Origin of the sequence: Janthinobacterium sp. 1_2014MBL_MicDiv (genome assembly GCF_001865675.1) — a bacterium.
Taxonomy (GTDB): domain Bacteria; phylum Pseudomonadota; class Gammaproteobacteria; order Burkholderiales; family Burkholderiaceae_D; genus Janthinobacterium.
This window is the reverse complement of sequence record NZ_CP011319.1, coordinates 4,851,065-4,877,236: the sequence shown is the minus strand read 5'-3', so window position 1 is coordinate 4,877,236 and position 26,172 is coordinate 4,851,065. Positions and strand designations below refer to the sequence as shown.

Sequence of the window (26,172 nt, the reverse complement as noted above, 5' to 3'; positions counted from 1 at the left end):
CGGATTGTGCAATTCGAGAATTATTTAATCTTTACTTCCAAGAAGAAAATTAGTCGACGAGCAGGGGCATAATTGGGGGTATGGTTATGCTGTGCCTGCATAAATATCAATGATAATAAGGGGCGCTTTCGTTAATGGGAATCCCCCTCTCGCCTTTTTATTTCCTCCCCTCGGCAGCCATCCTCACCGCTAACCCCATCAACACTCCCCCCATCACCCACCGTTGCACCATCACCCACCCCGGCCGGCTTGATAGAAACCCCGCAATCGACCCAGCCATCACCGCAATCACCGCATTCACCACCAGGCTGATGGAAATCTGCACGCAACCTAACACCACCGATTGCACCAAAATACTCCCATGCCCCGGCGTAATGAACTGCGGCAGCAACGACAAGTACATGACCGCAATCTTGGGATTGGCCAGATTCGTGATCAAGCCCATGAGAAACAGCTTGCGCGGTCCGTCGACAGGCAGGTCGCGCACGGCGAAGGCCGAGCGTCCGCCTGGCTTGACGGCTTGCCAGGCCAGGTACAGCAGGTAGGCGGCGCCGCCGAAGCGCAGTGCATCGTAGGCGTAGGGCACGGCAAACACAAAGGCGGTGATGCCGAAGGCGGCGCACAGCATGTAGAACAGGAAGCCGACGGCGACGCCGCCCAGCGAGATGAAACCGGCGCGGCGGCCCTGGCTGATGGAGCGGGAAATCAGGTAGATCATGTTGGGGCCGGGCGTCAACGCCATGCCCAGGGCCACGAGTCCAAACATCAGCAAGGCTGTCACATCAGGCACGCGCTATCTCCAGAAGAAATGCATGGCATGCCCGGCGATACGCCGGCATGGACCAGGCTTTCCGGGCATGCGGTCTCTGCGCAAGGTGCTCACCCGGGAGTCAAGATTAGCACAGCTGAAAGTTGCCTGTCGGACATGGCCATCGCGGCGTGCTTGCAGCGGGGCAGCGATGCTGCTGCCCGCGGCCAGCCGCGTTGCACGTACCGGCCGGCAGACGCAAAAAAGCCCGCCGAAGCGGGCTTTTTCACTCTACAGCCAAGCCAAAAATTCAGAACTGGTTCATCGTATTGTCTTTACCAGCCGCCTTCAGCGCCGCTTCGCCGCTGAAGTAATCCTTGTGGTCGTCGCCGATGTCCGAGCCGGACATGTTTTGATGTTTCACGCAGGCGATGCCCTGGCGGATTTCCTTGCGCTGCACGCCGGCCACGTAGCCCAGCATGCCCTGGTCGCCGAAGTATTCCTTGGCCAGGTTGTCGGTCGACAAGGCTGCCGTATGGTAGGTCGGCAGGGTGATCAGGTGGTGGAAGATGCCGGCTTCGCGGGCCGAGTCGGCCTGGAAGGTGCGGATCTTTTCATCGGCCGTGATCGCCAGTTCCGTCTGGTCGTATTCCACGCTCATCAGCTGGGCGCGCTCGTAGGCGGAGACGTCCTTGCCTTCGGCCTTCAGGGTGTCATACACCTGCTGGCGGAAGTTCAGGGTCCAGTTGAACGACGGGCTGTTGTTGTACACCAGCTTGGCGTTCGGGATGACCTTGCGGATTTCGCTGACCATGCCGCCGATTTGCGCGATATGCGGTTTTTCCGTTTCGATCCACAGCAGGTCGGCGCCGTTTTGCAAGGAGGTAATGCAGTCGAGCACGCAACGCTCTTCGCCGGAACCGGCGCGGAACTGGAACAGGTTGCTCGGCAGGCGTTTCGGACGCAGCAGCTTGCCTTCGCGCTTGATGATGACGTCGCCATTGCCCAGTGCGTCGGCCGACACTTCTTCGCAGTCGAGGAAGGAATTGTATTGGTCGCCCAGGTCGCCTGGCTCGTTGGTGACGGCGATCTGCTTGGTCAGGCCGGCGCCCAGCGAGTCGGTGCGGGCGACGATGATGCCGTCGTCCACGCCCAGTTCCAGGAAGGCGTAGCGGATGGCGCGGATCTTGGCCAGGAAGTCTTCGTGCGGTACTGTGACTTTACCGTCCTGGTGGCCGCATTGTTTCTCGTCGGATACCTGGTTTTCGATCTGGATGCAGCAGGCGCCCGCTTCGATGAACTGTTTTGCCAGCAGATAGGTGGCTTCGGCATTGCCGAAACCGGCGTCGATGTCGGCGATGATGGGCACGACGTGGGTCACGTGGCCGTCGATCTTGGCCTGGATCGCTTGTTTTTCAGCACCTTGGGCAGCGTCCAGCTGGCGGAACAGGCCGCCCAGTTCGCGCGCATCGGCCTGGCGCAGGAAGGTGTACAGCTCCTTGATCAAGGCCGAGACGGCGGTTTTCTCGTGCATGGACTGGTCTGGCAGCGGGCCGAACTCGGAGCGCAGGGCGGCGACCATCCAGCCGGACAGGTAGAGGTAGCGGCGGTCGGTGCTGTTGAAGTGCTTCTTGATCGAGATCATCTTCTGTTGACCGATGAAACCATGCCAGCAACCGAGCGATTGCGTGTACTTGGATGGGTCCGCATCGTAGGCGGCCATGTCGTTGCGCATGATTTTGGCTGTGTACTTGGCGATGTCCAGGCCCGTCTTGAACTTGTTCTGGGCGCGCATGCGGGCGGCGGACTCGGGATTGATGGCGTTCCAGGCGCTGCCCTGTTGGTCTTTCAAACCGGCAACTGCCTTGATGTCGTCTTGATATTGGGACATGTGTATCTCCTAAAGAAAAACTAAGTTTGAGAAAATCGTCGAGTGCGCCGCTTTGTCGATGCGAACTGCATGACTAAATAGTAGGCCGATTCGTGGCGATCTTCAAGTCTTATATAAGACATATAACTTAAATTTATTCCTTGTTTTTCAATGGCTTAATTATTGATTTTCAGGATGTGAAATGAATTTTCAAAAAGTGAGAGCATTAATGGCTGAGTCTGCTGTTTGAGATTCCGCGATGTGAAACGTGTTTTCAGATTTTGGTGCAGCGCGACAAATCGGGGTGAAAAAAGCCACCCGAAGGTGGCGCCGGCCAGCGTGTGGCTCCATGTGGTGTGGTTCGGCGCGGGCTTTCGGCTGGGAGGAGCCCGTCAAGCCGGGTCCAGGCACATTTGATTTAATATCATGCTCCGATTGTGAAAGGTAAAGTCAGCGATGCAGATTAACGGTATGGACTTACCCGCCGAGTATGTTGCTTTTGCAGCAAGGCATCGGGATGCGGAAGGATTTTGCAATTTGAGACTGAAGAAAGAACTGGATTCTTGCGGTGGCGTCTTGCAGACGGAATTGGCTCACATCTATACGGATGTCGTCGAATTGACTGCCCAGACAGCGAAGCTCGGGGCGTGTTTCGTCTGCGATGGCTGCTATGGGGAGCTTGGCAGTGTCAGTGCTGGCCCGGGAGCCATACCGGACATCGTTGATTTTACAGAAATCATTTGTTTCGGCATGGCCGGTGACGGGAGTCAATTCTGTTTCGATTTCAGGGGCGCCCGGAGCGCGCCCTCTGTCATCTTGTGGGACGATGATTACTGGCGAAAGATTTCAAGCTCCTTTGACGACTTCCTATTGCTATTTTCTTGATATGTTTGCGGCGTAGTTGATGCAGCGCACGAGGCTAGCCCCGCGCGCTGCGCGAATCTAGCGTCCCACCGTCTGCCGCTGGTCCTTGATGAACAGCGCCGTCAGCATGCCCACCACGCAGACGCCGATCACATAATAGGCGGGGCCCAGCACGTTGTTCTTCAGCATCAGGGTCACGACCACGGGCGTCAGGCCACCGAAAATTGCGTACGACAAGTTGTAGGAAAACGACAGTCCCGAGAAGCGTACCTGGGCCGGGAACGCCTGCACCAGCACGTAAGGCACGGCGCCGACGACGCCGACGCACAGGCCCGTCATCGCATACAGGGGCAGCAGCAGGTCGGGGCGGCTGCCGATGGTGGTGTAGAAAATATACGTGGAAATGGCCAGCAGCACGGAGCCGACGAAGATCACGCGCTTGCCGCCCAGGCGGTCGGCCAGCATGCCGGCGAGGATGCAGCCGAAGGCCAGGCACAGGGTCGCCACGGTATTGGCCACCAGGGTGGTGCGCGGCGCGATGTGGTGGATCTTTTGCAACAGGGCAGGCGTCATCAAAATGACGACGACGATGCCGGCTGACAGCATCCAGGTCAGCAGCATGGACACGGCGACGGCGCCGCGGTGGCTGCGCAGCACGGATTTCAGCGGCATTTCCGTGGACAGCGCCTTGCGTTGCTGCATTTCCGCGAAGACCGGCGTTTCATGCAGCCAGCGGCGCAGATACATGGCGCCGAAGCCGAAGATGCCGCCCAGCAGGAAGGGATAGCGCCAGGCGCCATCGGTGATTTCTGCCGGTGTGTAGACGGTGTTCAAGCCCGTCGCCACGAGGGAGCCGAGCAGGATGCCGACCGTCAGGCCCGCCGTCAGCACGCCGCAGGCAAAGCCCGTGAAACGGCTGGGCACGTGTTCGGAGACAAACACCCAGGCACCGGGCACTTCGCCGCCCACGGCCGCGCCCTGGAAGATGCGCATCAACAGCAGCAGCAGCGGCGCCGCCAGGCCGATGGTGGCATACGTGGGCAGCAGGCCGATCAGCAGGGTCGGCACGGCCATCATCAGGATGGACAGGGTGAACATGCGCTTGCGGCCCAGCAAGTCGCCGAAGTGGGCCATGACGATGCCGCCCAGCGGGCGCACGACGTAGCCGGCGGCGAAGATACCGAAGGTTTGCAGCAGGCGCAGCCATTCAGGCATTTCCGGCGGGAAGAACAGCTGGCCGATGGCGTTGGCAAAGAAGACGAAGATGATGAAGTCGTAGAATTCCAGCGCGCCGCCCAGGGCGGCCAGCGACAGGGTCTTGTAGTCTTGCTGGGTCAGGGGGCGTGTTGCTGCGTTGCTTGCGGCGGTGTCGGAAGTAGGCATGTGTCTCGTTCTTGTGTTTTATGGGAGATTGCCAGAGCTAGCATACGCATTTCCGCCGCGTGAGTAAACGCCGCGCCAGGGTGGCGGCCGCACACGCAGCCTCAGCTGTGCTTAATACAACGCGGCTATCATCGGCGTTGACTTCATTAGAAAGGACACTGCATGAAAATCATGATCGTGGGCGCCAGCAGGGGCCTGGGACGCGCGCTCGTCGATGGCTTGCTGGGCGACGGGCATACGCTCATCGGCGTGTCGCGCCAGCGGCCTGGCAGCCTGGATGCAGGCCTAGGCGCGCAACTGCAGTGGATCGCGGCGGACCTGGCTCGGCCCGTGGAAGCCGTCGAGCAGATTGCGCGCGAGGCGCCCGCCGGGCTCGATGCCGTGATCTACAACCTGGGCGTGTGGGAAGAAAAGGCGTTTTCCGACGAGTATGCCTTCCTCGATGATGCGGACGAGGCCATCGTCGACATGGTCAATACCAACATCACGGCCACGATCCTGCTGCTCAAGCGCCTGGTGCCCAGGTTACTGGGCAGCAGCAAGCCGCAGCTGATACTCACGGGTTCCACGTCGGGCCTGCGCCAGAGCGGCCGCCCGGAAGTAACGTTCAGCGCGTCGAAGTTCGCCCTGAACGGCATCGCCGATGCCTTGCGCGAAAGTTTCCGCGAGCAGGGCCTGGCCGTGACGGCGCTGCAGCTCGGCTACCTGAATACGCAGGATGGCTTGTCCGTGCCGCTGGCGGACGCCACCGCGCGGGGCGAAGGCGAGCTGATTCCCGTGCATGACGTTCTCACCATCGTGCGCGCGCTGCTGAGCCTATCGAACGTGTCCTTCGTGCGCGAACTGGTGCTGCCGGCCATCCGCGACGAGCGTTTCTAAACCTCAGGCGGCGTCGCCGTAGAGCTCGTTCCAGCCCAGCCGCTCTTCCAGCCACTCGTCCGCTTCGGAGGAGTCCATCTGCAGCAGCAGGGCGCCCAGCCGCAAGTTGCCCTTGGCCAGGGCCAGCACGGCGAACACGGATTCCAGCATGACGGGATCAAGCTGGCCCTGCAAGTCGCGTGCGGCGATGGCGGGCAGCTGCGCCCAGGCCGACTGGTAGCTGTCGGCCAGCCAGTCCGGCAGCGGCGGATTGTGCTTGCGGTGGCGCTCCAGTTCGATCAAGGCGATGAGCGCATAGAAATCTTCCTCGCGCGATGCCGCGCCACCGAGCATGTGGACGAGCTGGGGCACGGCCGCATACGAGGCGACGCCCACGTCGCCCTGGTGGTGCAACTCTTCCCAAAGCTCATGCCACATGTCTTCGCCGGCCTGCATGGCCTTGAGCGCCTCGGCCACATCGTAAGGCATGCGGTAGCCGCCTTCCAGGGTGGGCCAGATGGGATCGTCGAGTGATAACAGCATGGTTTCTTCCTTATTGAAATGTGTGCGCCGTCGCAACGCTCACGCTGGCCGCGCATAGGCAAACATATGCTGCACATACTCGGCTTTGCCGAGCGGCACGCCGTTGTGCCGCAGGATGTTGTACGCCGTCACCAGGTGAAAATAGAATTGCGGCGTGGCCCAGTTCACCGCGTATTCCTGGCCCGTCATGTCGAAGGTCAAGCCGCCACCCAGGGTGATGGCGACCGGCTGCTGCGCGCTGGCGTCGATCGCGGCGCGGTCCGCGGCGGCCAGCAGCTCCAGCGTGCGCGCGATCAATGCCCTGGCGGCCGGCATGTTCGCGGGCGTTTCAAGTAGCGGCAAGGGCTGCTGCGTCAGCCGGCACACGGCTTCCTGCGCCTGCGTGCACGTGAATTCCACCTGCCGCGCCAAGGTGTGCATGTCGGGCGCCAGCCGTGACTCGAGCAGGTTTTGTGCATCGAAGCCCAGTGCCTGGGCGCGTTCCTCGCCCTTGGCCAGCAAGGTCGTCAATGAGCGCAGCATCTGTGCAAAGCAGGGGATGGTAATGGCGTAGACCGACATGGAGTTCCTTAAGTAGTTATGCTGATCATCATTAGAAAGGCGCGCGACCCTTACGGATTGCCCAGCATGCCCGGGCAATGCTCGAACCAGCCGTCGTCTTCCTGCTGCGCGATAAACGCCGTGATCAGCGCCTGCTCCGCTGGCGGCGCGGCGGCCAGCAGGGCGTTGAAGCAGGCGATGGTCGAGGCGTTGGGCGTGCCGGCGCCGCTGGCGATGCCGACGAGAAAGTCGCCGGCCCAGTCGGGCAAGCTGGCGATCAAACGCGGCAGTTCGTGCAGCAGGGCGCCGCAGTAGACGCTTTCGCCGAAGCGCCAGGCGGCGCGGTTGGCCGTCTGGTAGGCGCCGTAATCGTGCTCGGCCTGCACGGATTGAAAAATGGCCAGCGCGTATTGCGCGCCTTCCGTGCCCGTCAGCGCATCGAGCATGGCGCAGTAGCGCTGGAAGCGCCGATGCGCGTCATCGGGCGGCGTGGCGCTATCGTCATCCTGGACGATATTGCCCACAATTAAAAGTTCGGCTTTCCAGAGTTCAAAGGCGGTCGGCATACATAGATCAAGGGCGAGAATGATGCCAGCATTATGCCCGGGCCAGCCGTGTTTTGGCGTGCCGCTTGAACATGCTACAGTCCGCCTTTGCCGCCAGCCCAGCGCGGCGCCTTCCGGATCATGCCCGATGCCCACCTGGACTTCCCCGCCACAACTCGTCGCCCTCGCCGCCTTTTACGAGCAGGCGCAAGCCCGGCCGGATGCCCTCAGCGACGCGGCCTTCCTCGACGCCGTCAAACAGGCCCATTGGCCCACCAACTGCTGGAATTACGTGGAAGCGTCGTTCGCCATCATCGCGCCGGCCTGCCTGCTGCGTCCGCATTTGACCGCGGATCTGATCGCCTTGCCCATCGACGCCATGATCGCGGGCGGCCTGGACGATGCGGGCCAAGTCATCGCGATCGGCCTGGCGTGCGCCACGCGCAGCGAGCCGTATGTGGTACCGAGCGGGGAGGGCAGGCGCTGGCTGACGCAGGTGTGGCCGGGACTCGGAGCGCTGGTCGAGACGGTGTTCCAGGCCAGGCTGCAAGAGGCGCTGGCGGAGGATGCCGAATAGAAAAGTAATCTTTGTATAGCTAAATTGGCGGCCTCAATATCACGCATTCTTAATTCTCGGTGGGATATTTGGGCTGAAATAATGTCGATCGGCCAAGTAAGTGTTATTGTCTCAATGAAACTTACTTGTGGATGAATATATGGAATTTGAAGAGTGGATGATTTCCGAAGGCCTTTCGACATCAACTGCAGAAAAATATAGAAGTGCGATTGCTGGTCCTTTGACGACTTGGGCGCGCATGCACAGAATTGTTGAGGCGGATTCTTTGTATGAAATTGCTGATACAGATATTTTTGCATCTATTTCTGAGAAGATAGTAATTACGCCCGAATTCGAAGATCGGAATCTACGTGGTCATGGTATGTACGCCGCAGCATTGCGGAAGTATGCGGATTTTCTTGGCGACACATTGGCGGGAGCCACGGTTGCAAACGGCCACTTTTCGAAAGAGATTTCGATATTAGAGGCGACCGCTACCATACAGTCGGAATTTTCCCCTAAGAATCAGAACGATGCCCGCAGTAAGGTACTTCGTGAGATTGTCGTGCGACGTGGGCAGCCGAAATTTCGGAAAGAACTCATAGAGGTGTATGGCGCCAAATGTGCGATTACAGGATGTGGCGTTTTACCAATACTCGAAGCGGCTCACATCACACCTTATCTTGGCCAAGCTACAAACCTCAAGAAAAATGGCATTCTTCTTCGAGCGGATATCCATTCCCTATGGGATTTGGGACTGATTGCAATTCATCCACACGACAATAGCATCGTTGTAAACGAAAATATTACAGATGAAACCTATCGAGTATTGCAAGGACGGACTCCTTTTACACCACAAACTGAAGATAGTAGGCCATCTATGGCCGCCCTTCATCAGCAGTGGGAATTATTTCAAAATAAATCTGAATGACCGTGACAGGGTTCCTGAATGATTGGCTTGGTTTTTTTGGGGCAGAAGTCAGCTCTCTAATTTTCTTGTTGGCTTGAAAATCGCCATGTTTCGAGCCTTGCTCCTTAAACCTTGTCGCTGATCATCAACTTTGCGTTCAAGCAGGATCTTCATACTATTGACGCGGAAAGCCAGTTTACGTTATGGTATACGTAACTACTTACATATATTTCCTTCCTCATGTCCTCCACCCTGCAAAACTACGGCTCGCTGATGCTGGCCAGCCGCCTGCGCCGTCTTTCCGATCAACTGTATGCCGGCGTCGACACCAGCTACGTGGCGGCTGGCGTCGAATTGACGTCGCGCTGTTTCCCCCTGTTATTGCTGCTGCGCGACAACGGTCCCACGTCCATCACGGCGCTGGCCGCGCAGATCGGGCAGACGCATCCCGTGGTGGTGCAGCTGGGACGCAAGCTGCTCGATGCCGGCGTGGTGGTGGAAATGCCGGACAGCAAGGACGAGCGGCGCCGCTTGCTGGCGCTGTCCGACGCCGGGCTGGCCTTGCTGCATAACATGGCGCCGCTGTGGGACGATGTGCGTGCGGCCGTCGACGCCGTGTTCGAGCACGGCACGCCGCAGCTGATGGCCAGCCTGGACCGGGCCGAAGCGCGCCTGCAGGCGCAAGGCTTCGGCGAGACGATCGCCGCCTGTCGGCGCCAGCGCGAGCGGGCCGCCGTGGACATCATCGATTACGACGCGCCCTATGCGGCCGACTTCAAGCGCCTGAATATCGCCTGGCTGGAACGCTATTTCTATGTCGAGGCGCTCGACGACAAGGTGCTGTCCGATCCGCAAGGCTCGATCCTCGATGCTGGCGGGCAGATCTTCCTGGCGCGCCTGGACGGCACGATCGTCGGCACCTGCGCCCTGATCCGCGCCGGCGACGCCAGCTTCGAGCTGTCGAAGATGGCCGTCACGCCCGAGTGCCAGGGCCTGGGCATTGCGCGCCGGCTGATCGAGCGGGCTTTCGACGCCTTCGAGGCCAGCGGCGCGCAACTGCTGTTCCTGGAATCGAACAGCAAGCTGGCACCGGCCATCCGCCTGTATGAAAGCAGCGGTTTTACGCACGTGGCGCGGCCGGCCGGCGACGCCCATTACCAGCGCGCCGACGTCTACATGGAGTGGCAGGGCAGAAACCGCAGCTGAGCGTGACGGGAACGCTCCCCATCGGCCGTCTCCCGCGTTACAATAGGCGTATTCAATAACGGAACCATGGTTCCACTATTCAAAGACGCCGACGCCGCATGCCTTCCTTTCCGATGCCCTTCCCGCAGATGATCGTGCCACCCGAGCCCACCCAGGCGCGCAGCAAGCAAGCGTTCGAGCGCCTGCTGCTGGTGGGCGAACAGTTGCTGGCGGAAAACCGTTTCGATGAAATCGGCGTGGCCGACCTGGCCAGGCTGGCGGAAACCTCCGTCGGCACGTTCTACCGCTTATTGGGCGACAAGGACACCCTGAGCCGCTTGCTGCTGCAGCGCTTTTTTTCCGACATGGTGGACAAGGTCGAGACCCTGACGGAACTGCGCCAGTGGGAAGGGCGCAGCCTGGAAGAGTTCATCCGCGCCATGGTGGCCATGTTCGTGGCCGTCAACACGGGCCGGCGCGGCGTGCTGCGCGCCCTCATCACGCGCTGCTCGCAGGATGCGCAGTTCCGCGACAAGGTGCACCAGATCAATCATCTGATCTCGCAGCGCACGGTGGCCGTGCTGGCCAGCAAGTCAGCCAGCATCCGCCATCCGAACCCCACGCAGGCGATGATGGTGGTGCCGCCCGTGCTGCTGGGCATCCTGAATCAGCACGTTTTGTCGGGTTCGCTCTCCTTCCTGTCGGGCGCGGCGCTCGAGGATGAACTGGTACGTGTTGCTTTAAATTACCTGACTTGAGATATTTGTCGATTTAACTTGAAATCGGAATTCGGATTCCGTATTATGTTTTCCAACAGCAGGAAAATATATTCCTGCACCTGAACACAAAGCATGTTCAACAGCAAGGAGACAGAATGCGGCGTCACACGACATCCGATGTTCCATTGCATTACCTCGACCTCGGCAGGGGGCAGGGCGATCCCGCGCAGCAAGCCCCTGTGTTTCTGCTGCATGGCCTCGGTTCCTGCGCCGAAGACTGGCGTGCGCAAATCGACGCGCTCGGTGCCACGCGCCGCGTGATCGTGCCCGACCTGCGCGGCCATGGCCGCAGTCCCGCTCCCGGCGGCGACTGGCAGATCGGCGACTTCGCCAACGACGTCTTCAACCTGATGGACCAGCTCGACGTGCCGCGCGCGCACATCGTCGGCTTTTCCCTGGGCGGCATGGTGGGCCTGGAAATGGCCAACCGGGCGCCGGGCCGCGTCGCCAGCTTGTGCCTAATCAACTCGCAACCATTCCAGGGCCGCAAGCCCGCTGCGCTGCTGTTTGCCTACTGGCTGCGCCGCACGGTGATCGCCACGCTGGGCTTGAAACCCATGGGCAAGATCATCGGCAAGAAGCTGTTCCCGGATCCCGCGCAGCAGGCGCTGGTCGAACGCTTCGCCACGCAGATGGCGGGCATGGACAAGCGCGCCTACCTGGCCGCGCTGGACGCCATCTTCCATTGGGATATCGAGATTCACTTCCAGGCCCTGGTCATGCCCGTCCTCATCATGGCGGCCGACCAGGATTACACGCCCGTCGCCAGCAAGCGGGCCTTTGCCGCACAGATTCAGCATTGCGAGTTTGAAATCATTGCGAACTCGCGCCACGCCACGCCCCTGGACCAGGCGCAGCGTGTGAATACCTTGTTGCAGTCCTTCCTTACTCTACATTCAAAATAAACAGGCCACTTGCCGCACGGGCAGGGGGCCGGCTTCAATCGTCGCAGGGCAGGTGCTCGCTTCACGCGCGCGGGTACCGTTACGTCTTGCGATTCTGGAGTCCGGCCGTTTTCCCTGGCGGTCAGCAAGCCTGACATTGGAGACGCTATGAAACTTGCTTTGAAACTGTTGCCCGCCGCACTCGCCGTTGCCGGCGCCTTTGCCACCCAGGCCCATGCGCAGGAAGCCAGTCCCGCGGCTGCCAGCACTGCCAGTGCCCAGGAAGCCAGCGATGCGAAAGAACGTATGGAAACCGTCACCGTTTCCGCCCGCCGCCGCGAGGAGCGCCTGCAGGACGTGCCGCTGGCCGTCACGGCGTTTTCCGCCAAGGCCCTGGAAAGGGCGAATATCCAGAACCTGGCCGACTTGCAGGAACGCGTGCCGAACCTGACCGTGTACGCCTCGCGCGGCACGAATACCACCTTGACGGCGTTCATCCGCGGCGTCGGCCAGGCCGACCCCGTCTGGGGCGTGGATCCGGGCGTGGGCATCTATTTCGACGACGTCTACATGGCCCGTCCGCAAGGCGCCTTGCTCGACGTCTTCGACGTGCAGCGCATCGAAGTGCTGCGCGGGCCGCAAGGCACCCTGTACGGCAAGAACACCATCGGCGGCGCCATCAAGTATATTTCGCGTCCGCTGGCCAAGGAAAACGGCGGCTCGGCGGAAGTGGGCCTGGGCAATTACAACCAGCGCAACTTCAAGGCCGCCTTCAATGTGGCCAACGAGAGCGGCACCTGGCGCGCGCGCCTGGCGGCCGCCAAGCTGGACCGCGATGGTTTCGGCCGCAACACCTTCAATGGCGAGCAGGTCAGCGACCAGGACAGCACGGCCGCGCGCCTCTCCGTCGGCTACTTTCCGCAGGATATACCCTTGACCGTCGTGCTGAGCGTGGACGCCACCGACGACAAGTCGGGCGTGCGCGGCTTCCAGCGCATGGGCGTGAGCGCCTTCGACCCGCTCAAGCGGCCAGCCAGCACGGATGCGTACGACATCCAGAGCGGCATGCCTGGCCACAACTTCACGCACAACCGGGGCGGCTCGCTGGTGGCCAACTACACGCTGTCGAACGACTGGTCCGTGAAAGTGATCGGCGCCAAGCGGCGCAGCACGTCCGAGCAAACCATCGACTTCGACGGCTTGCCGCAGCCGATCGCCGACGTCTTCGGCGACTCGCGCGACGAACAGAAGAGCCTGGAGCTGCAGGCCTCGTACAGCGGCGACTACGGCGCCGGCGTGATCGGCCTGTATCGCTTCGAAGGCACGGCCGGCGGCGGCATCTACAACAACTTCCTGGGACGCCAGTTCACGGCCGCCGTCAGCACGGTGGAGACGGACAGCACGGCGCTGTACACGGACTGGACCTGGCCGCTGGGCAAGGTGTGGAGCATCAATGCGGGCTTGCGCCACACGCGCGAGGAAAAGCGCGCCATCGTGCTCAACCGCACCTTCGCCGATGTCGGCTTCACGCGGCCCATCCAGACGGCGGCCGACTTCGACAAGTCGCTCTCCGTCAGCAATACCTCGCCGAAACTGTCCGTGCGCTATGAAGCGTCGAAGACGACGAATTTCTACAGCAACCTGTCGCGCGGCTTCAAGTCGGGCGGCTACAACGTGCGGGCCAACAACCTGGTGGTGCCCGATTCCGCGCGGCCATACAAGGATGAAAAACTCGACGCGCTGGAAGTGGGCATGAAGTATGCGGCGCCGGACGATACCTTCGACGCCAACGTGGCCCTGTTCTACAACCGCTACAAGGATATCCAGCTGTCCGTCTTCACCAGCTATGTGCAGCCGGGCGGCGTGCCGGGCTTCTATGGCGACTTCACGAACGCGGGCAAGGCCACCGTCAAGGGCGCCGAATTCGAATTCTCGTGGCGACCGAACCGCCAGTGGGAAGTCAACGGCTTCCTCGCCCTGCTCAATGCCGGCTATGACGAGTTCATGAGCGGCGGCAAGAACATTGCGGATACGCAAAAGTTCAGCAACACGCCGCGCCGGCAAGTGGGCTTGAACCTGACGCGCACGGACCGCGACGTCTTCGGCGGCGCCCTGCGCAGCATGGTCGGCTATGGCTACCGCAGCAAGGTGTATCCGACCACGGACTTGAGCGAAACCCTGGCGCAGGGCGGCTACAGCATCTGGACGGCCGGCATCGTCTGGGAAGCGCCGAAGAACTGGACCTTGAGCCTGCATGGCAGCAACCTGGGCAACAAGCGCTACCGCACGGATGGCTACAACATTCCCGCCGTGTTCATCCTCGACGGTTTCTACGGCCCGCCGCGCCAGATCATCGCCAAGGCAGGCTACAAATTTTAAGGTGTCATCAAGGTAGGACGTTGCAAGAGTAGGGCGTTGTAGGAGTGGCCGGCTTGCGTTGGATCAAGCCGGCCCATTGTCGCTGTTTTCGTCGTTAATAATAATCAGGAGACTGGCATGGAATTTCCGAGTTTGCGTCACCAACTGCGTCATTTGTTATCTGCATTCATCGCCGCCTGCGGCTTGCTGGCCGCGTTGCCGGCTTCCGCCGGGCAGTGGGACTTTGGCCTGTACGCGAGCCTGTGGGGTTCGCGCGAATACCAGGTCTGGCTACCGAGCAACTACAACGCCAGCACGCCGCTGCCCGTCGTGCTGATGCTGCATGGCTGCGGTTCCGAGCCGAACAGCATGGCCGCCGTCAGCCGCTTTAACGAACTGGCCGACAGCGAGAATTTCATCGTCGTCTATCCGCGCCAGAACGTCACGGCCAATCCCATGCGCTGCTGGAATTTCATGTTGCCGCTGAACCAAGAGCGGGGCACGGGCGAACCGGCCGTGCTGATGGGCATCTTGAACAAGGTCAAGAATAAATATGCGGTGCAGGACAGCCGCGTGTATGTGACGGGCATCTCGGCAGGCGGCGCCATGGCCTCCATCATGGCCGCCTGCTACTCGGACGTGTTCGCCGCCGTGATGGTGCATTCGGGCGGCATGTACAAGGGCGCCACCGGCATGATCACGGCCGCCGACTCGCTGTTCAACGGCAGCTCGTTCGACCCGAAAGTGCGCGGCAAGGATGCGTGGCGCTGCTCGGGTTCGCCGCGCCGGCTGATGCCGACGATGGTGTTCCACGGCACTTCCGACATCGTCGTCAACCCCGTCAATGGCGAGCAAACCATCGAGCAATTCCTGCAGACCAGCGATTACGGCGACGATGGCCTCGACAATGACAGCGTGCGCTACCGTGCCGACAGCATCGTGCGCCAGACCGTGCCGTATGGCCGCAGCTATTCCATCGATACCTATCTGCACAACGGCGCCGTCATCGCGCAAAAATACACGGTGGAAGGCATGAACCACGCGTGGAGCGGCGGTCCTCCGGGCTGGCCATTCAGCGATGAGCTGGGCCCGGACGCCACCGTGATCAGCTGGAATTTCTTCAAGAACTATCAGAGGTAAAGCGGTGCGGGCGGGAACGCCGGCTTGACCGGCCCGTTTCTGCCCCGCAAAATGTCGGCGCATCGCGCGGCGACATAGTGTCCCGGCGCATACTCACGAGGAAACCATGGCCGTCCCCTTGCGCCGCATTCTTGCTCCCCTTGCCATCGCCTGCCTGCTGGCCGCCTGCGTCCAGCCGCCCGTGCGCGGCGTGCATGCCACGGCTGCCGCCCCGGCGGAACCGGGCATGGCGCTGCGCCTGATCGGCGAGCAGCGCATCGCCTGGAAACACGATTACCAGGGCACGGCCGTGGGCGGCCTGTCCGGCATCGATTACGATGCGAGCAACGATCGCTGGGTGATGACGAGCGACGACCGCTCGGCCATCAACCCGGCGCGCTTCTATACGGCAAAGCTGCGCTATGACGCGCAGCACGTCGCTCCCGTGGAACTGACCGGCGTGCATTTCTATCGGCAGGCGGACGGCAGCCCCTATCCCAACCTGAAAGCGTGGCGCACGCAGGGCGGCGAAGTGCCCGACATCGAAAGCATCCGCGTCGATCCGCAGGACGGCAGCCTCTGGTACACGAGCGAAGGCGACCGCAAGCTGGGGGCGCAACCGTTCATCCGCCATGCGCGCGCCGACGGCAGCCTGATCGGCAGCCTGCCGCTGCCAGCCATGTTCGCCATGCCGGCGCCGGGCGCGCCTGCGCAAGGCAAGCCATCGGGCGTGCGCGACAACCTGGGCTTCGAGGGACTGGCGTTTGCGGCCGATGGCCAGTCGCTGTGGGCGGCCATCGAGGCGCCGCTGCTGCAGGACGGGCCCGTGGCCGATTTCGTCGCCGGCGCGCATAACCGCATCACGCGCTTCGGCCGCGACGGCCAGGTGCTGGCGCAGTATGTGTATCCGCTGGAAAAAGTCGCCTCCATAGGCGGCCCCGCGCGCTTCGCGGAAAACGGCATCTCGGAAATCCTCGCCATCGACGAGCACCGCCTGCTGGTGCTCGAGCGGGCCGGCGTGCAGGATGCGCAGGGCACGTTCCACGAATTCGTGCGCGTGTACGAGATGGACGTGCGCGGCGCGACCGACGTGAAGGACGTGGCCGCGCTGCAAGGCGCCAGCTATACGCTGGCCGGCAAGCGCCTGGTGCTGGACATGAACGCGCTGAACTTGCCGCGCCTGGACAATATCGAAGGCATCAGCTGGGGCCCCAGGCTGGCGAACGGCCATGCCAGCCTGGTGATGGTGTCCGACGACAATTTCCACGACAAGATACAGGTGACGCAGTTCCTCGTCTTTGAAGTCTTGCCGCGTTAAGCCTCACTGCCGCCTCACTGCGCCTTTTGCGGTGCGGCCAGCAGGCGCTGCATGAAGGTGTTGAAAAAGCGCGGCTGGTCCGATGCCAGGCATACCTGGGCATTGGCCTTGCCTGCCACTTCGCGCGTCAAGCCGTCGTCCGTGACGGCGATGCGCAGCGGCGTCGTGGGGCAGCTGGCCGGGTCGAGCAGCCAGGCGACGGGCACGACGTCGAACAGGGACGGCATGTTGCTGGACCATGGCTGATAGGTGTCGATCCACTGGTGGTACAGCAGGGTGACGGCATCCGTCAGCGGCGAGCCATGGCCGAAGATGGCGTTGCGCTCCACTTCATCGAGGCGTATCTGCGTCGAGTCGAGCGGCATCATGACGATGGGCACGCCGGAGCCGAACAGTGCCTGCGCGCCCTTGACGTCGGACGCGATGTTGTATTCCTTGTCGGCCGGGCGCACGGGCACGTACTGCGACTTGCGGTAGCCGGCGCGCACGGAGCCACCCATCATCACCACCTGTTTTACTGTTCCGAAAGCGGCGGGGTCGCGCGCGATGGCGGCGCCGATATTCGTCAGCGGTCCCAATGCCAGGATAGTGATCTGGCCAGGCTGGCGTTTGATTTCGCGCAAAATAAAGTCGATGGCGTCCGGCGGCGGCTGTGCCGGCGCCAGGCCCCGCTGCGCATAGCGTGCCTGCGTGAACGGCGTGGGGTTGGGCGTGGCGATGCCTTGCGCGACGGGAATGCCGGCATGGCCCGTTTCGCGCAGCAGGCGTTCGAGCAGGCGGCCGCGCAAGGCCGTGTCGCCCCAGTCGGTGGTGATGCCGACGATCTCGATCTCCGGGCTTTGCAGCAGCAGCGCCAGGGCGAAGGCGTCGTCGATGTCGTCACCGATATCCATGTCGACGATGACTTTGTGCGCGGGCGCGGCGGGTGTGGCCGTCGCCTGGCCGGCGGCCAGGGCGGTGCAGGTCAGGACGGAGGCAAGCGCGGCGCGGCGCAGCAGGGCAAGGCAGACGACATGGCGGACCTGGAATGAGTGAAAGGCGCGGCGATTTTAGCAGGCGCATGCCTTGCATCAGTACAATGCCGTATCGTTCCATGTGTGAAAGCCGCCATGCCGTCTCGCCGTGTATTGCCCCTCCTCATCTGTGCTTTGCTGCTGGGCGGCTGCGCCAGTGTCGGCATGGACACGCCATCGGCTGCCCATACGGAGGCGTTCGAGCGTGCCGCCAGGCAGGACAGCATGCGCAGCGAGTGCGACTGGGGCGTGCGCTATGCGCCCGTGGCCCCGGAGGGCGCCAGCGTGGCGCAGCTGCAGGCGATCGCCACGGCGCGCCTGGCGGCCATGCGGCTGGCGCCCGCCTGGACCCTGGCCATGCCCGGCGGCGAGGCGCGGGCCTTCACGGACTCGAAGGAGGACCGGGCCGGCTTGCAGTTGTTGCTCAGCATCGTCCTGCCGGCCATGGAACGCTATCCGGCCGGCGTCTTCGCGCAGACGGGCTTGCGCCACGTCGTGCTGGTGAAGGACTTGAGCGTGGATGGCCAGCGCCGCCTGGCCATGCCGGCGCCGGAAATCGACAGCGTCGTCTACGCCGACAACATGCTGGCCGCCATGTGTCCATCCGGCATGGAGCTGCGCGTGCACCACGAGTATTACCACTTCATCGAATACCGGCTGTTCAACGATTTCTATTACCGCGACCCCGTTTGGCTGGCCTTGAACCCGCCCGATACGGCGTATGGTCAGGGCGGCGCCACGGCCTACGGCAAGGGCTTCCAGAACCTGGGCCACCCGCAGCCGGGATTGGTCAGCCGCTACGCGGCCTACGGCCCCGAGGAAGACAAGGCCGAAGTGTTCGGCTGGATGATGACGCCCGCGTACGCGCCACGGCTGGAGCAATGGAGCTTGACGGACGCGGCGCTGTCGGCCAAGCGGCAACTGTTGCGGCAAGTACTGGGCAGCAAGACAGCTTCTTACTAAGTATCAAGTTTGCTTCTCCTTTGACGGCGAAGTCAGGCAATGCGCCGCCACCCTCCGCACGTCCTGACGCCGCGTCATCCCTGTCTTTCCTGGTAACTATATAATCTGCGCTTGGGCGAGGTCCGCTCTTGAACTCCAGTGAAGGAATGACATGCGAGGATATTTCGTGCGCCCGTTGGCGCTGTTTGCGGCATCGGCCGTGTGTGTCTCTGCCGGCGCAGCCGATGCGGTGGTCGATGCACAGCAGCGCGCATCCCTGCTGGCATTTTATGCGCAGCAATACCCGGGCGAGCCGGCCACGCGCACCGTGTTCGAAAGCGTGCCCGTGGTCGGTGGCCGTGGCAGCGAGGTGGTCGGCAGCGTGGAAGCGCCGCCCTACCGTGGCCATGGCGCACTGTGCCGCACGCAGCGCACCAAGTTCGTGCTGCAGGGCTCGGGCCAGCAGGCGCGCTGGCAAGAGGCGGGCATCGAATATTACGCCTGGCTCGACCGTGGCACTTGCCGCGCCGTGGCCGAACCCGTGCGCATGCTGCAGCGCGTGCCCGATGCGGAGCTGGAAGGCGTGTTGCTGTACCAGAAGCCCCTGCTGGCGCGGGCGCGGTTGCTGATGGCGGGCAATACGGCCTGCGCGCCGCTGCGCGCCTTGCCGTTTGCGCTGGCGGCCGTCGACGTGGGCGCCGCCGCGCCGCGCGCCGAAGAGCGCTATGCGCTGGTGTTCAAGAGCGACCGTGACAGCTACGCCCGCATCTGGCTGCGCAAGAGCGGGGGCCAATATGACGCCTGGAATGTGACTTGCCCGCCAGTGCTGTAAACTGCTTGCCCTTTGTTTGATCCCTACTTTTGACTGTTGCAACCATGAACCAGAATTCCACTTCCGCCCGCAGCTGGGGCACCGTCGTCACGCACAGCGACGAGATGGCCATCATCTACCGCTACGTCGACGCCTTCCATGACGACTGGGACCTGTCGTCGCAGCCGGACCGCATCATCATCGCCTGGCGCTACGAAGACGAGACGGGCATGCCCGCGCCGAACGAGCGCGAGCACATGGAAGAGCTGGAAGCGGCGCTGGAACCGGTGGTGGAAGCGGATGGCTTCGCCACCCTGGCGCTGGTGTCCACGGGAGAAAACCTGCGCGAATGGATTTACTACACGCAGTCGGGCGAGGAATTCTTCAACCGCCTGAACACGGCGCTGGCGCCGCGCCCGAAGTTCCCGATTGAAATTCGCAGCGCGGCCGACCCCGCCTGGTCCACATACGCGGGTTTCATGGCGGCCTTACCCCCAACGACCTGATCAAACCTGCTGCGCGTCGTGATCTGCCGCCTGCGATGCTCACTGTGCTAAAGCACAGTTCCGCTCTCGGCGACAGCTCTCTTCCGCTCGCGACGGTTTTATCAGGGTTGGATCTAATCAGACCAACGCGGCCGTCACGATGCGCGTGGCGGCCGTGATGATGTCCTGGTTCGTCGGTGCATTTTTCTGTTCGCGCGTGTAATACACGGCGATCAGCAGCGGCGCGCCGCTGGCCGGGTAGGCGACGCCGATATCGTTGACGCTGCCATACGCGCCCGAGCCCGTTTTATCGGCCACGTGCCAGCCGGCAGGCACGCCGGCGCGGATGCGCTTGTCGCCGGTCGTGTTGCCGCGCATCCAGGCGTCCAGTTGCTGGCGCTGCGGCGCCGGCAAGCTATTTCCCAATAACACTTGTTGCAAGCTGTGCGCCATCGACGCGGGGCTGGCCGTGTCGCGCACTTCGCCCGGAATCGCGCTATTGAGTTCCGTTTCCCAGCGTTCCAGCTGGAACAGCGTATTGCCGATGCTGCGCGCATAGGCCGTCACGGCTTGCGGTCCGCCCAATATTTTCATCAGGAAATTGGCCGCGCTATTGTCGCTGTATTGCAAGGTGGCGGCGCACAGCTTGGCCACGCTCATGCCGTCGGCCAGGTGCTTTTCCGTGATTGGCGAATACGTGACCAGTTCTTTTTTCTCGTAGCGCACGTGCTGCTCCAGCAAGCCCGGCTGGCTGACGCTGCGGGCCAGCACGGCGGCTGCCAGCATGGCCTTGAAGGTGCTGGCCAGGGGAAAGCGCTCGTCGGCGCGGTGGGCGACGCGCACGTCGCTGCCGTGGCGCCAGGCGGCAACGCCGAGGCGTCCGCCGGCAGCCTGTTCCAGCGCAGCCAGCTGTGTTTCGGCAGTGGCGATGCTGATGGCGGGCGCGGCGAACAGCAGCGGTGTCGGGCACAGCAGGGCGGCGCCGCTGGCCAGCAAGAGCTTGCGGCGGAGGGGATTCAGGGATTCAGTCATGGTCTGGAAGTATTTTCGGTGTGGATAGGGTGGCCAGCAGTTCGCCGATGGCGAGCAGGTTGGCCGGTTTGGTCAGATGGTGGTCGAAGCCGGCCGCACTCGACTGGCTGCGGTCGTTTTCAGCGCCCCAGCCCGTCAATGCGACGAGCACGGCGGCAGCGCCGGCCGGCGTCTGGCGCAAGGCGCGCGCCACCTCGTAGCCGTTCATGCCGGGCAGGCCGATATCGAGGAAGATGACGTCGGGCAAAAAATGCGGCGCCATCGCCAGTGCCTGCGCGCCATCGTGGGCCACCTGCGTGGCATGGCCCATCATGTCGAGCACGGCAGCGAGCGTATCGGCCGCATCGACATTGTCGTCGACCACCAGTACGCGGAAATGGCGACCGCTGGCGGGGTATGCCGGGATGGCCGTTTCGGCGGGCGCTGCCGGCGCCACCGCCAGCAGCGGCAGGCGCACGCTGAAGGTGCTGCCGAGGCCGGCGCCGGGGCTGGCCGCCGTGGCGCTGCCGCCATGCAATTCGGCCAGGCGCCGCACCAGCGACAGGCCGATGCCCAGGCCGCCCTGGGCGCGGCCCATGTTTTGCCCCACTTGCGTAAACATGTCGAACACGGTGGCGATCGACTCGGCGGGAATGCCCACGCCGCTGTCCTTGACCTCGATCAAGACCTCGTTGCCATCGCGCACGGCGCGCAAGCTGATGTGGCCGCCGGCTGGCGTGTACTTGGCGGCATTGTTGAGCAGGTTACCCAGCACTTGCGCCAGGCGCGTGGGATCGGCGTTGAGCGGCAGCGCCTGCTCGTCTAGCGTTACCTGCAACTGGTGGCGGTTGGCTTCGATCAGCGGCATGCTCGTTTCCACGGCGCCCGCGATGATGGCTTTCAAGTCCGCGCGTTCGAGCCTGAGTTCGATCTGCCCCCGCGTGATGCGGGCCACGTCCAGCAAGTCATTTACCAGGTGCACCATCTGATTGACTTGCCGCTCCATCACGTCGCGCACGCGCGCCACGGTGGCGGGCTTGTCTGCGGCCAGGCGCATGATCTGCAAGCCGTTGCGGATGGGCGCCAGCGGGTTGCGCAGCTCGTGCGCCAGCGTGGCGAGGAATTCCGTCTTGCGCCGGTCCATCTCGGACAGGTTGTCGGCCAGCTGGCGCAGCTGCTGCTCCGAGCGCTTGCGTTCGCTGATGTCGCTGAACAGCACCGTCAGCAGCCGGCTGCCGGGTCCGCCCAGGCGCGCGGCAAACACTTCGAACCAGCGCTCCATGGCCACGGCTTCGTTTTCGTAGCGAGCAGGCTCGCCTGTTTTCACGACCTGGTCGTACAGGTCGAACCAGTGCTGGTCGTGGTCGGGCACGAAGCTGCGGATGGTCTTGCCGATGGCATTGTCCAGGCCCGACTGCTTGACGAAGGCGGGGTTGCCTTCCAGGTAGCGGAAATCCACGGGGCGGCCTTGCTCGTCGTACAGCATTTCAATCACGCAAAAAGCCTGGTCCATCAGCTCGATCAAGGTGCTGTAGCGTTCCTCGCTGCTGCGCAGCGCGTCTTCCACCTGTTTCTGGCGCGTGATGTCGAGGAGGACGCCCGGCAATTGCAACGGCGTGCCATCGGCCGCGTATTCCACGCGTCCGCGCGCGATGACCGAGCGGTACTGGCCGTCGCCGGCGCCGACGCGGTAGCTGGCCTCGAACGGCGTGTGCGCGTGCAGCGCTTGCGCAATCTGCGCGCTGACTTGCTCACGGTCATCAGGATGGATGACGTCCAGGTAGCGCGCCAGCGGCGCCGCTGCCGTCGCGTCCGCATCGATCGGGAACAGGCGCGCCATATTGCTGTCGGCCGTGACGCGGTCGGCAACGATGTCCCAGTTCCAGGTGGCCACTTCGCCAGCCGCCAGGGTCAGGCGCAAGGTTTCCTCGTTCTGCTTGCTGGCCGTCAAATCGAGCGAAATGCCGGACAGGGCGATGACGTTGCCGGCGCCGTCGCTGGCGCAGGCGCCGCGCATGTGGGCCCAGTGCAGCGAGCCGTCGGGCCAGCGCACGCGGATTTCCACTTCGAAGTCGCTGGCGCTGGCGATCGCCGCATGCACGGCCGCCTGCCAGTGCTGCAGGTCGCCGTCGAGCATGGCGCCCGTCAATTGCGCGTAATCAATGCTGCTGGCCGGCGGCAAGCCGAGATTGGCCCTGAACGCGTCGGAACACGTCATGCTGCCGCTGCCCAGGTCGATCTCCCACGTGCCCATGCGGCCGCCCTGCATGGCCAGGCGCAGGCGCTGCTCCGTCTGCCGCTGCTGCGTCACGTCGCAATGCGAGCCCAGCCATTCAATGACGCCGCCGTCCGGCGCGCGCACGGGCAGCATGCGCACGATCACATTGCGGTAGGCGCCGCTGACATGGCGCAGGCGGTACTCCGTCTCGAACACCGTGGTCAGCTGCGTTGGCATGGCGTAGGGCAGGTTGCGGTCGTCCGGGTGCAGCGCATTGATCCAGCCACGGCCCATCAGTTCGGCTTCGCTCTGGCCCGTGAAGGCGCGCCACGAGGGCTGGTCGGCATCGAACTGGCCAAAGGTATTGGTGCTCCAGACGATGTCGCAGTGCGCGCCCAGCAGCAGATGCGCGGCCTGGGCGGCGGCAAGTGAGGATGGATCGGCGTGGTTGTGCTGGCTTGGTTCTGGCATGGATGTGATCGGCTATGGTGCGGCGCGCCGCCGCTGCACCGGAATGTGGCAGAACGGCATCGCTAGGTACGGCGATATTACAGTCAAATGCCGCTGCGGGCGCGTCTTCCACACAGCTGGCTCCGCCTTTTGCGCGCTGGGCGCCCATGCCGGCGCCGGCGCCGGCAAACGGCGAAAACGGCGCCGGCATGCCCGTAGTGTGGCTGAATAACCACTAGGCAGTCGTTAATGTTAACTAATAAATATTTTACATAACAATATTCTTGCGGCGCATAAGGCGCTTGAATTAAATTGGCGCCTTACTGAAAAGTTGGTGTTCATCAGACATCCCAGAGATGCGGCCAGGACCGCTGTCAACTTGCGTGACAGCCAGGGCAGAGCCAGTGACGCCGAGAGCGGGGGGACATCCGCTCGCGCTGTTGCACCACGGTAGTGCAAATGATCGTCCAGCGCCGTACACATTCCGGAGACAGGTTGCAAGAAATACAGATTTCGCAATTCTTTTTTAAACTTCTGGGAAACAACATGATCAAAATGTCCAAGATGCACAAGCGTTTGTGCGCCAAAAGCGCCGCCATGCTGGCACTGTCCGCAGCCCTGCCTATCGGCACGGCTTACGCGGATGAAGCCGCCGCAGATACGACGCCTGCCGCCAGCCAGCTCGAGACCGTGACGGTCACGGCGCAGCGCCGCAAGGAAAATATCCGTGACGTGCCCGTCTCCGTGTCGCTGTTGCGCGACGAGAAGCTCGACGTGCTGGTCTCCAGCGGCCAGGATATCCGCGTGCTGGCCGGCAAGGTGCCGAGCCTGAACGTGGAATCGTCGAATGGCCGTACCTTCCCCCGCTTCTACATCCGCGGCTACGGCAATACCGATTTCAACATCTTTGCATCGCAACCTGTTTCCCTGATTTACGACGATGTCGTGCAGGAAAATCCGATCCTCAAGGGCTATCCGATTTTCGACGTAGCCGGCGTGGAAGTGCTGCGCGGCCCGCAAGGCACCCTGTTCGGCCGCAATACCCCTGCCGGCGTGGTCAAGTTCGAATCCGTCAAGCCGAACCTGGACAAGGTCGAAGGCTATTACAACGTCTCCACCGCCACGCATAACACGAGCAATTTCGACGGCGCCGTCAACGTGCCGCTGAGCAAGGAATGGGCGCTGCGCTTCTCGACCCTGCGCCAGCACCGCGACGATTACGTCGACAACACCTTTACGGGCAAGAAAAACGCGCTGGACGGCTACAACGAACACGCCGAGCGCGTGCAACTGCTGTATGCACCGAACACGACGTTCAACGCCCTGTTTAACGTGCACCAGCGCAACACCACGGGCAGCGCGCGCGTCTTCTACGCCAACATGATCAAGCAGGGCACGAACGATATCGTCGACGGTTTCGATCCGAACAAATCGTTTACGAATGCCCCGAACTTCCAGCGCCTGCGCACCAACGGCGCCAGCGCCCGCCTGAGCTGGGACCTGGATGGTATCAAACTGTATTCGATCACGGGCTTTGAGCAGGTCGGTAATTACGTGTCGCATGGCGACATCGATGGCGGCACGCCGACGGGCCCCGGCTTTATTCCTTTCCAGGTTGAAACGGCTGGCGGCATCACGAGCGTGAAGCAATACTCGCAAGAATTCCGCGCCGAATCGAAGAATGCCGGTCCGCTCAATTGGCAGGCAGGCGTGTACTACTTCAACGAAGATGCCAATGGTTTCACCGACAACTTCAATACCGACACGCATGTGCTGACCACCCACCTGGCCAGCCGCCAGAAGAACTCGGCCTGGGCAACGTTTGGTTCCGTCAACTACGCCGTCAACGATGACTTCATGCTGCGCGCCGGTTTGCGCTACACCAAGGACAAGAAGGATTTCAACACGGTGGAAGCGACCAACATCGTGCAAGTCAACCCGACCAGCGCCGATGTCAGCAAAGCCAAGGTCAACTGGGACTTGAGCGGCACCTATAAATACAACAAGGACGTGAACTTCTACGGCCGTATCGCTTCCGGTTTCCGCGCGCCAAGTATCGCTCCGGCCAGCACCAGCGTGCCCGTCACCGTGGCCGATGCGGAAACCATCACCTCGTTTGAAGCCGGCATCAAGGCCGACCTGTTCAACCGCCGCGCCCGCGTCGCGTTCAGCGTGTACGACTACCAGGTGAAGAACCAGCAGCTGACGGTGGTGGGCGGCACGTCGAACATCACGCGCCTGATCAATGCCGCCAAGACGAATGGCCGTGGCGCGGAACTGGAACTGGAAGGTTTTGTCACGCCGAGCCTGAAGATGTCGCTGGGCGGCAGCTACAACTTCACGGAAATCAAGGACCCGAGCCTGTCGATCGCCACCTGCGCCCAAACGCGCTGCACCGTGACCGATCCGCTCACCACGGGCAATCGGGCCATCATCGACGGCAATCCATTGCCGCAAGCGCCGAAGTGGACGATCACCGCCACGGGCCGTTATTCGATCCCGATGGAAAACGGCGAGTTCTTCGTCTTCACGGATTGGGCATACCGCAGCAAGATCAACTTCTTCCTGTATGAGGCAACCGAGTTCACCGGCAAGCCGATGGTCGAAGGCGGCTTGCGCGTGGGCTACACCTGGGATGCCGGCAAGTATGAAGTGGCTGCGTTTGGCCGCAACATCACCGACACCCAGCGTATCACGGGCGCCATCGACTTCAACAACCGCACGGGCTTCATCAATGAGCCGCGTCAGTTTGGCGTGCAATTCAAGGGCAACTTCTAATTGC

At 62.4% G+C, this 26,172-nt stretch carries 23 protein-coding genes; 14 read left to right on the top strand and 9 right to left on the bottom strand.

Annotated features, from left to right (window positions below):
* Positions 1–157: 157 nt before the first annotated feature.
* Positions 158–790, bottom strand: a complete 633-nt coding sequence (locus YQ44_RS21075) for a LysE family translocator (protein ID WP_071325060.1) — start codon at positions 788–790, stop codon at positions 158–160.
* Between the two features lie 268 nt (positions 791–1,058).
* Positions 1,059–2,639: an isocitrate lyase gene (locus YQ44_RS21070; protein WP_071325059.1), complete on the bottom strand. Its 1,581-nt coding sequence runs from the start codon at positions 2,637–2,639 to the stop codon at positions 1,059–1,061.
* A 450-nt stretch (positions 2,640–3,089) separates the two neighbouring features.
* On the opposite strand from YQ44_RS21070, the gene YQ44_RS21065 reads away from it, so the two are divergent.
* The gene (locus tag YQ44_RS21065; RefSeq protein ID WP_198043786.1) at positions 3,090–3,503 is read left to right on the top strand and encodes an SMI1/KNR4 family protein; all 414 of its coding nucleotides are present in this window, start codon (positions 3,090–3,092) and stop codon (positions 3,501–3,503) included.
* A gap of 57 nt (positions 3,504–3,560) precedes the next feature.
* Here YQ44_RS21065 and YQ44_RS21060 read toward each other — a convergent pair whose 3' ends face one another.
* On the bottom strand, positions 3,561–4,865 hold the full coding sequence (locus YQ44_RS21060) for an MFS transporter (protein ID WP_071325057.1): 1,305 nt from the start codon (positions 4,863–4,865) through the stop codon (positions 3,561–3,563).
* Between the two features lie 162 nt (positions 4,866–5,027).
* Between YQ44_RS21060 and YQ44_RS21055 the strand changes: the two genes are divergently transcribed.
* A complete protein-coding gene (locus YQ44_RS21055; protein WP_071325056.1) occupies positions 5,028–5,744 on the top strand; it encodes an SDR family oxidoreductase in 717 nt (238 codons plus the stop codon).
* Positions 5,745–5,747: 3 nt separating this feature from the next.
* On the opposite strand, the gene YQ44_RS21050 is transcribed toward YQ44_RS21055, so the two are convergent.
* From YQ44_RS21050 to YQ44_RS21040, 3 genes are read right to left on the bottom strand one after another with little or no spacing between them, the layout of a single operon-like run.
* Positions 5,748–6,266: a hypothetical protein gene (locus YQ44_RS21050; protein WP_071325055.1), complete on the bottom strand. Its 519-nt coding sequence runs from the start codon at positions 6,264–6,266 to the stop codon at positions 5,748–5,750.
* A gap of 39 nt (positions 6,267–6,305) precedes the next feature.
* The gene (locus YQ44_RS21045; protein WP_071325054.1) at positions 6,306–6,827 is read right to left on the bottom strand and encodes a DUF1993 domain-containing protein; all 522 of its coding nucleotides are present in this window, start codon (positions 6,825–6,827) and stop codon (positions 6,306–6,308) included.
* Positions 6,828–6,877: 50 nt separating this feature from the next.
* On the bottom strand, positions 6,878–7,372 hold the full coding sequence (locus YQ44_RS21040) for a hypothetical protein (protein ID WP_071325053.1): 495 nt from the start codon (positions 7,370–7,372) through the stop codon (positions 6,878–6,880).
* A gap of 127 nt (positions 7,373–7,499) precedes the next feature.
* Here YQ44_RS21040 and YQ44_RS21035 point away from each other — a divergent pair, with 127 nt between their 5' ends.
* From YQ44_RS21035 to YQ44_RS21005, 8 genes are all read left to right on the top strand, one after another.
* Positions 7,500–7,928: a hypothetical protein gene (locus tag YQ44_RS21035; protein WP_071325052.1), complete on the top strand. Its 429-nt coding sequence runs from the start codon at positions 7,500–7,502 to the stop codon at positions 7,926–7,928.
* Between the two features lie 139 nt (positions 7,929–8,067).
* The gene (locus YQ44_RS28400) at positions 8,068–8,838 is read left to right on the top strand and encodes an HNH endonuclease (protein WP_083411982.1); all 771 of its coding nucleotides are present in this window, start codon (positions 8,068–8,070) and stop codon (positions 8,836–8,838) included.
* A 219-nt stretch (positions 8,839–9,057) separates the two neighbouring features.
* The gene (locus tag YQ44_RS21030) at positions 9,058–10,023 is read left to right on the top strand and encodes a bifunctional helix-turn-helix transcriptional regulator/GNAT family N-acetyltransferase (protein WP_071325051.1); all 966 of its coding nucleotides are present in this window, start codon (positions 9,058–9,060) and stop codon (positions 10,021–10,023) included.
* A 98-nt stretch (positions 10,024–10,121) separates the two neighbouring features.
* Positions 10,122–10,760: a TetR/AcrR family transcriptional regulator gene (locus YQ44_RS21025; protein WP_071325050.1), complete on the top strand. Its 639-nt coding sequence runs from the start codon at positions 10,122–10,124 to the stop codon at positions 10,758–10,760.
* Positions 10,761–10,876: 116 nt separating this feature from the next.
* Positions 10,877–11,686: an alpha/beta fold hydrolase gene (locus tag YQ44_RS21020; protein ID WP_083411981.1), complete on the top strand. Its 810-nt coding sequence runs from the start codon at positions 10,877–10,879 to the stop codon at positions 11,684–11,686.
* A gap of 147 nt (positions 11,687–11,833) precedes the next feature.
* Positions 11,834–14,044, top strand: a complete 2,211-nt coding sequence (locus YQ44_RS21015; protein WP_083411980.1) for a TonB-dependent receptor — start codon at positions 11,834–11,836, stop codon at positions 14,042–14,044.
* 117 nt (positions 14,045–14,161) lie between these two features.
* Entirely contained in the window at positions 14,162–15,163 is a 1,002-nt protein-coding gene (locus YQ44_RS21010; RefSeq protein ID WP_071325048.1) for an extracellular catalytic domain type 1 short-chain-length polyhydroxyalkanoate depolymerase, read from the top strand.
* 106 nt (positions 15,164–15,269) lie between these two features.
* Positions 15,270–16,460, top strand: a complete 1,191-nt coding sequence (locus tag YQ44_RS21005; protein WP_071325047.1) for an esterase-like activity of phytase family protein — start codon at positions 15,270–15,272, stop codon at positions 16,458–16,460.
* Between the two features lie 14 nt (positions 16,461–16,474).
* On the opposite strand, the gene YQ44_RS21000 is transcribed toward YQ44_RS21005, so the two are convergent.
* Entirely contained in the window at positions 16,475–17,353 is an 879-nt protein-coding gene (locus YQ44_RS21000) for a nucleoside hydrolase (RefSeq protein ID WP_156894935.1), read from the bottom strand.
* A gap of 216 nt (positions 17,354–17,569) precedes the next feature.
* Here YQ44_RS21000 and YQ44_RS20995 point away from each other — a divergent pair, with 216 nt between their 5' ends.
* The 3 genes from YQ44_RS20995 (at position 17,570) to YQ44_RS20985 (ending at position 19,732) form a co-directional block, all read left to right on the top strand.
* Entirely contained in the window at positions 17,570–18,436 is an 867-nt protein-coding gene (locus tag YQ44_RS20995; protein WP_083412178.1) for a hypothetical protein, read from the top strand.
* A 151-nt stretch (positions 18,437–18,587) separates the two neighbouring features.
* Positions 18,588–19,247: a hypothetical protein gene (locus YQ44_RS20990; RefSeq protein WP_156894934.1), complete on the top strand. Its 660-nt coding sequence runs from the start codon at positions 18,588–18,590 to the stop codon at positions 19,245–19,247.
* Between the two features lie 44 nt (positions 19,248–19,291).
* A complete protein-coding gene (locus YQ44_RS20985; RefSeq protein ID WP_071325043.1) occupies positions 19,292–19,732 on the top strand; it encodes a DUF695 domain-containing protein in 441 nt (146 codons plus the stop codon).
* A 117-nt stretch (positions 19,733–19,849) separates the two neighbouring features.
* Here the strand turns inward: YQ44_RS20985 and bla are convergent, their stop codons facing one another.
* On the bottom strand, positions 19,850–20,743 hold the full coding sequence (gene bla / locus YQ44_RS20980) for a class A beta-lactamase (RefSeq protein WP_071325042.1): 894 nt from the start codon (positions 20,741–20,743) through the stop codon (positions 19,850–19,852).
* Complete coding sequence (locus tag YQ44_RS20975) at positions 20,736–23,411, bottom strand: hybrid sensor histidine kinase/response regulator (RefSeq protein ID WP_071325041.1); 2,676 nt, start codon at positions 23,409–23,411, stop codon at positions 20,736–20,738. Before YQ44_RS20975 ends, bla begins: the two co-directional genes overlap by 8 nt.
* A 525-nt stretch (positions 23,412–23,936) precedes the next feature.
* Between YQ44_RS20975 and YQ44_RS20970 the strand changes: the two genes are divergently transcribed.
* Entirely contained in the window at positions 23,937–26,168 is a 2,232-nt protein-coding gene (locus YQ44_RS20970; protein WP_071326655.1) for a TonB-dependent receptor, read from the top strand.
* The last annotated feature ends 4 nt before the right edge of the window (positions 26,169–26,172 follow it).

Coding starts and splice junctions, on each gene's coding strand:
- YQ44_RS21060 (WP_071325057.1), bottom strand. CDS start 4,865: ATGCCTACTTCCGACACCGCCGCAAGCAACGCAGCAACACGCCCCCTG.
- YQ44_RS21050 (WP_071325055.1), bottom strand. CDS start 6,266: ATGCTGTTATCACTCGACGATCCCATCTGGCCCACCCTGGAAGGCGGC.
- YQ44_RS20990 (WP_156894934.1), top strand. CDS start 18,588: ATGCGAGGATATTTCGTGCGCCCGTTGGCGCTGTTTGCGGCATCGGCC.
- YQ44_RS20975 (WP_071325041.1), bottom strand. CDS start 23,411: ATGCCAGAACCAAGCCAGCACAACCACGCCGATCCATCCTCACTTGCC.
- YQ44_RS21035 (WP_071325052.1), top strand. CDS start 7,500: ATGCCCACCTGGACTTCCCCGCCACAACTCGTCGCCCTCGCCGCCTTT.
- YQ44_RS21000 (WP_156894935.1), bottom strand. CDS start 17,353: ATGGATATCGGTGACGACATCGACGACGCCTTCGCCCTGGCGCTGCTG.
- YQ44_RS21045 (WP_071325054.1), bottom strand. CDS start 6,827: ATGTCGGTCTACGCCATTACCATCCCCTGCTTTGCACAGATGCTGCGC.
- YQ44_RS21020 (WP_083411981.1), top strand. CDS start 10,877: ATGCGGCGTCACACGACATCCGATGTTCCATTGCATTACCTCGACCTC.
- YQ44_RS20970 (WP_071326655.1), top strand. CDS start 23,937: ATGATCAAAATGTCCAAGATGCACAAGCGTTTGTGCGCCAAAAGCGCC.
- YQ44_RS20985 (WP_071325043.1), top strand. CDS start 19,292: ATGAACCAGAATTCCACTTCCGCCCGCAGCTGGGGCACCGTCGTCACG.
- YQ44_RS21025 (WP_071325050.1), top strand. CDS start 10,122: ATGCCTTCCTTTCCGATGCCCTTCCCGCAGATGATCGTGCCACCCGAG.
- YQ44_RS21055 (WP_071325056.1), top strand. CDS start 5,028: ATGAAAATCATGATCGTGGGCGCCAGCAGGGGCCTGGGACGCGCGCTC.
- YQ44_RS28400 (WP_083411982.1), top strand. CDS start 8,068: ATGGAATTTGAAGAGTGGATGATTTCCGAAGGCCTTTCGACATCAACT.
- YQ44_RS21065 (WP_198043786.1), top strand. CDS start 3,090: ATGGACTTACCCGCCGAGTATGTTGCTTTTGCAGCAAGGCATCGGGAT.
- YQ44_RS21040 (WP_071325053.1), bottom strand. CDS start 7,372: ATGCCGACCGCCTTTGAACTCTGGAAAGCCGAACTTTTAATTGTGGGC.
- YQ44_RS20995 (WP_083412178.1), top strand. CDS start 17,570: ATGCCGTCTCGCCGTGTATTGCCCCTCCTCATCTGTGCTTTGCTGCTG.
- YQ44_RS21015 (WP_083411980.1), top strand. CDS start 11,834: ATGAAACTTGCTTTGAAACTGTTGCCCGCCGCACTCGCCGTTGCCGGC.
- YQ44_RS21030 (WP_071325051.1), top strand. CDS start 9,058: ATGTCCTCCACCCTGCAAAACTACGGCTCGCTGATGCTGGCCAGCCGC.
- YQ44_RS21070 (WP_071325059.1), bottom strand. CDS start 2,639: ATGTCCCAATATCAAGACGACATCAAGGCAGTTGCCGGTTTGAAAGAC.
- bla (WP_071325042.1), bottom strand. CDS start 20,743: ATGACTGAATCCCTGAATCCCCTCCGCCGCAAGCTCTTGCTGGCCAGC.
- YQ44_RS21005 (WP_071325047.1), top strand. CDS start 15,270: ATGGCCGTCCCCTTGCGCCGCATTCTTGCTCCCCTTGCCATCGCCTGC.
- YQ44_RS21010 (WP_071325048.1), top strand. CDS start 14,162: ATGGAATTTCCGAGTTTGCGTCACCAACTGCGTCATTTGTTATCTGCA.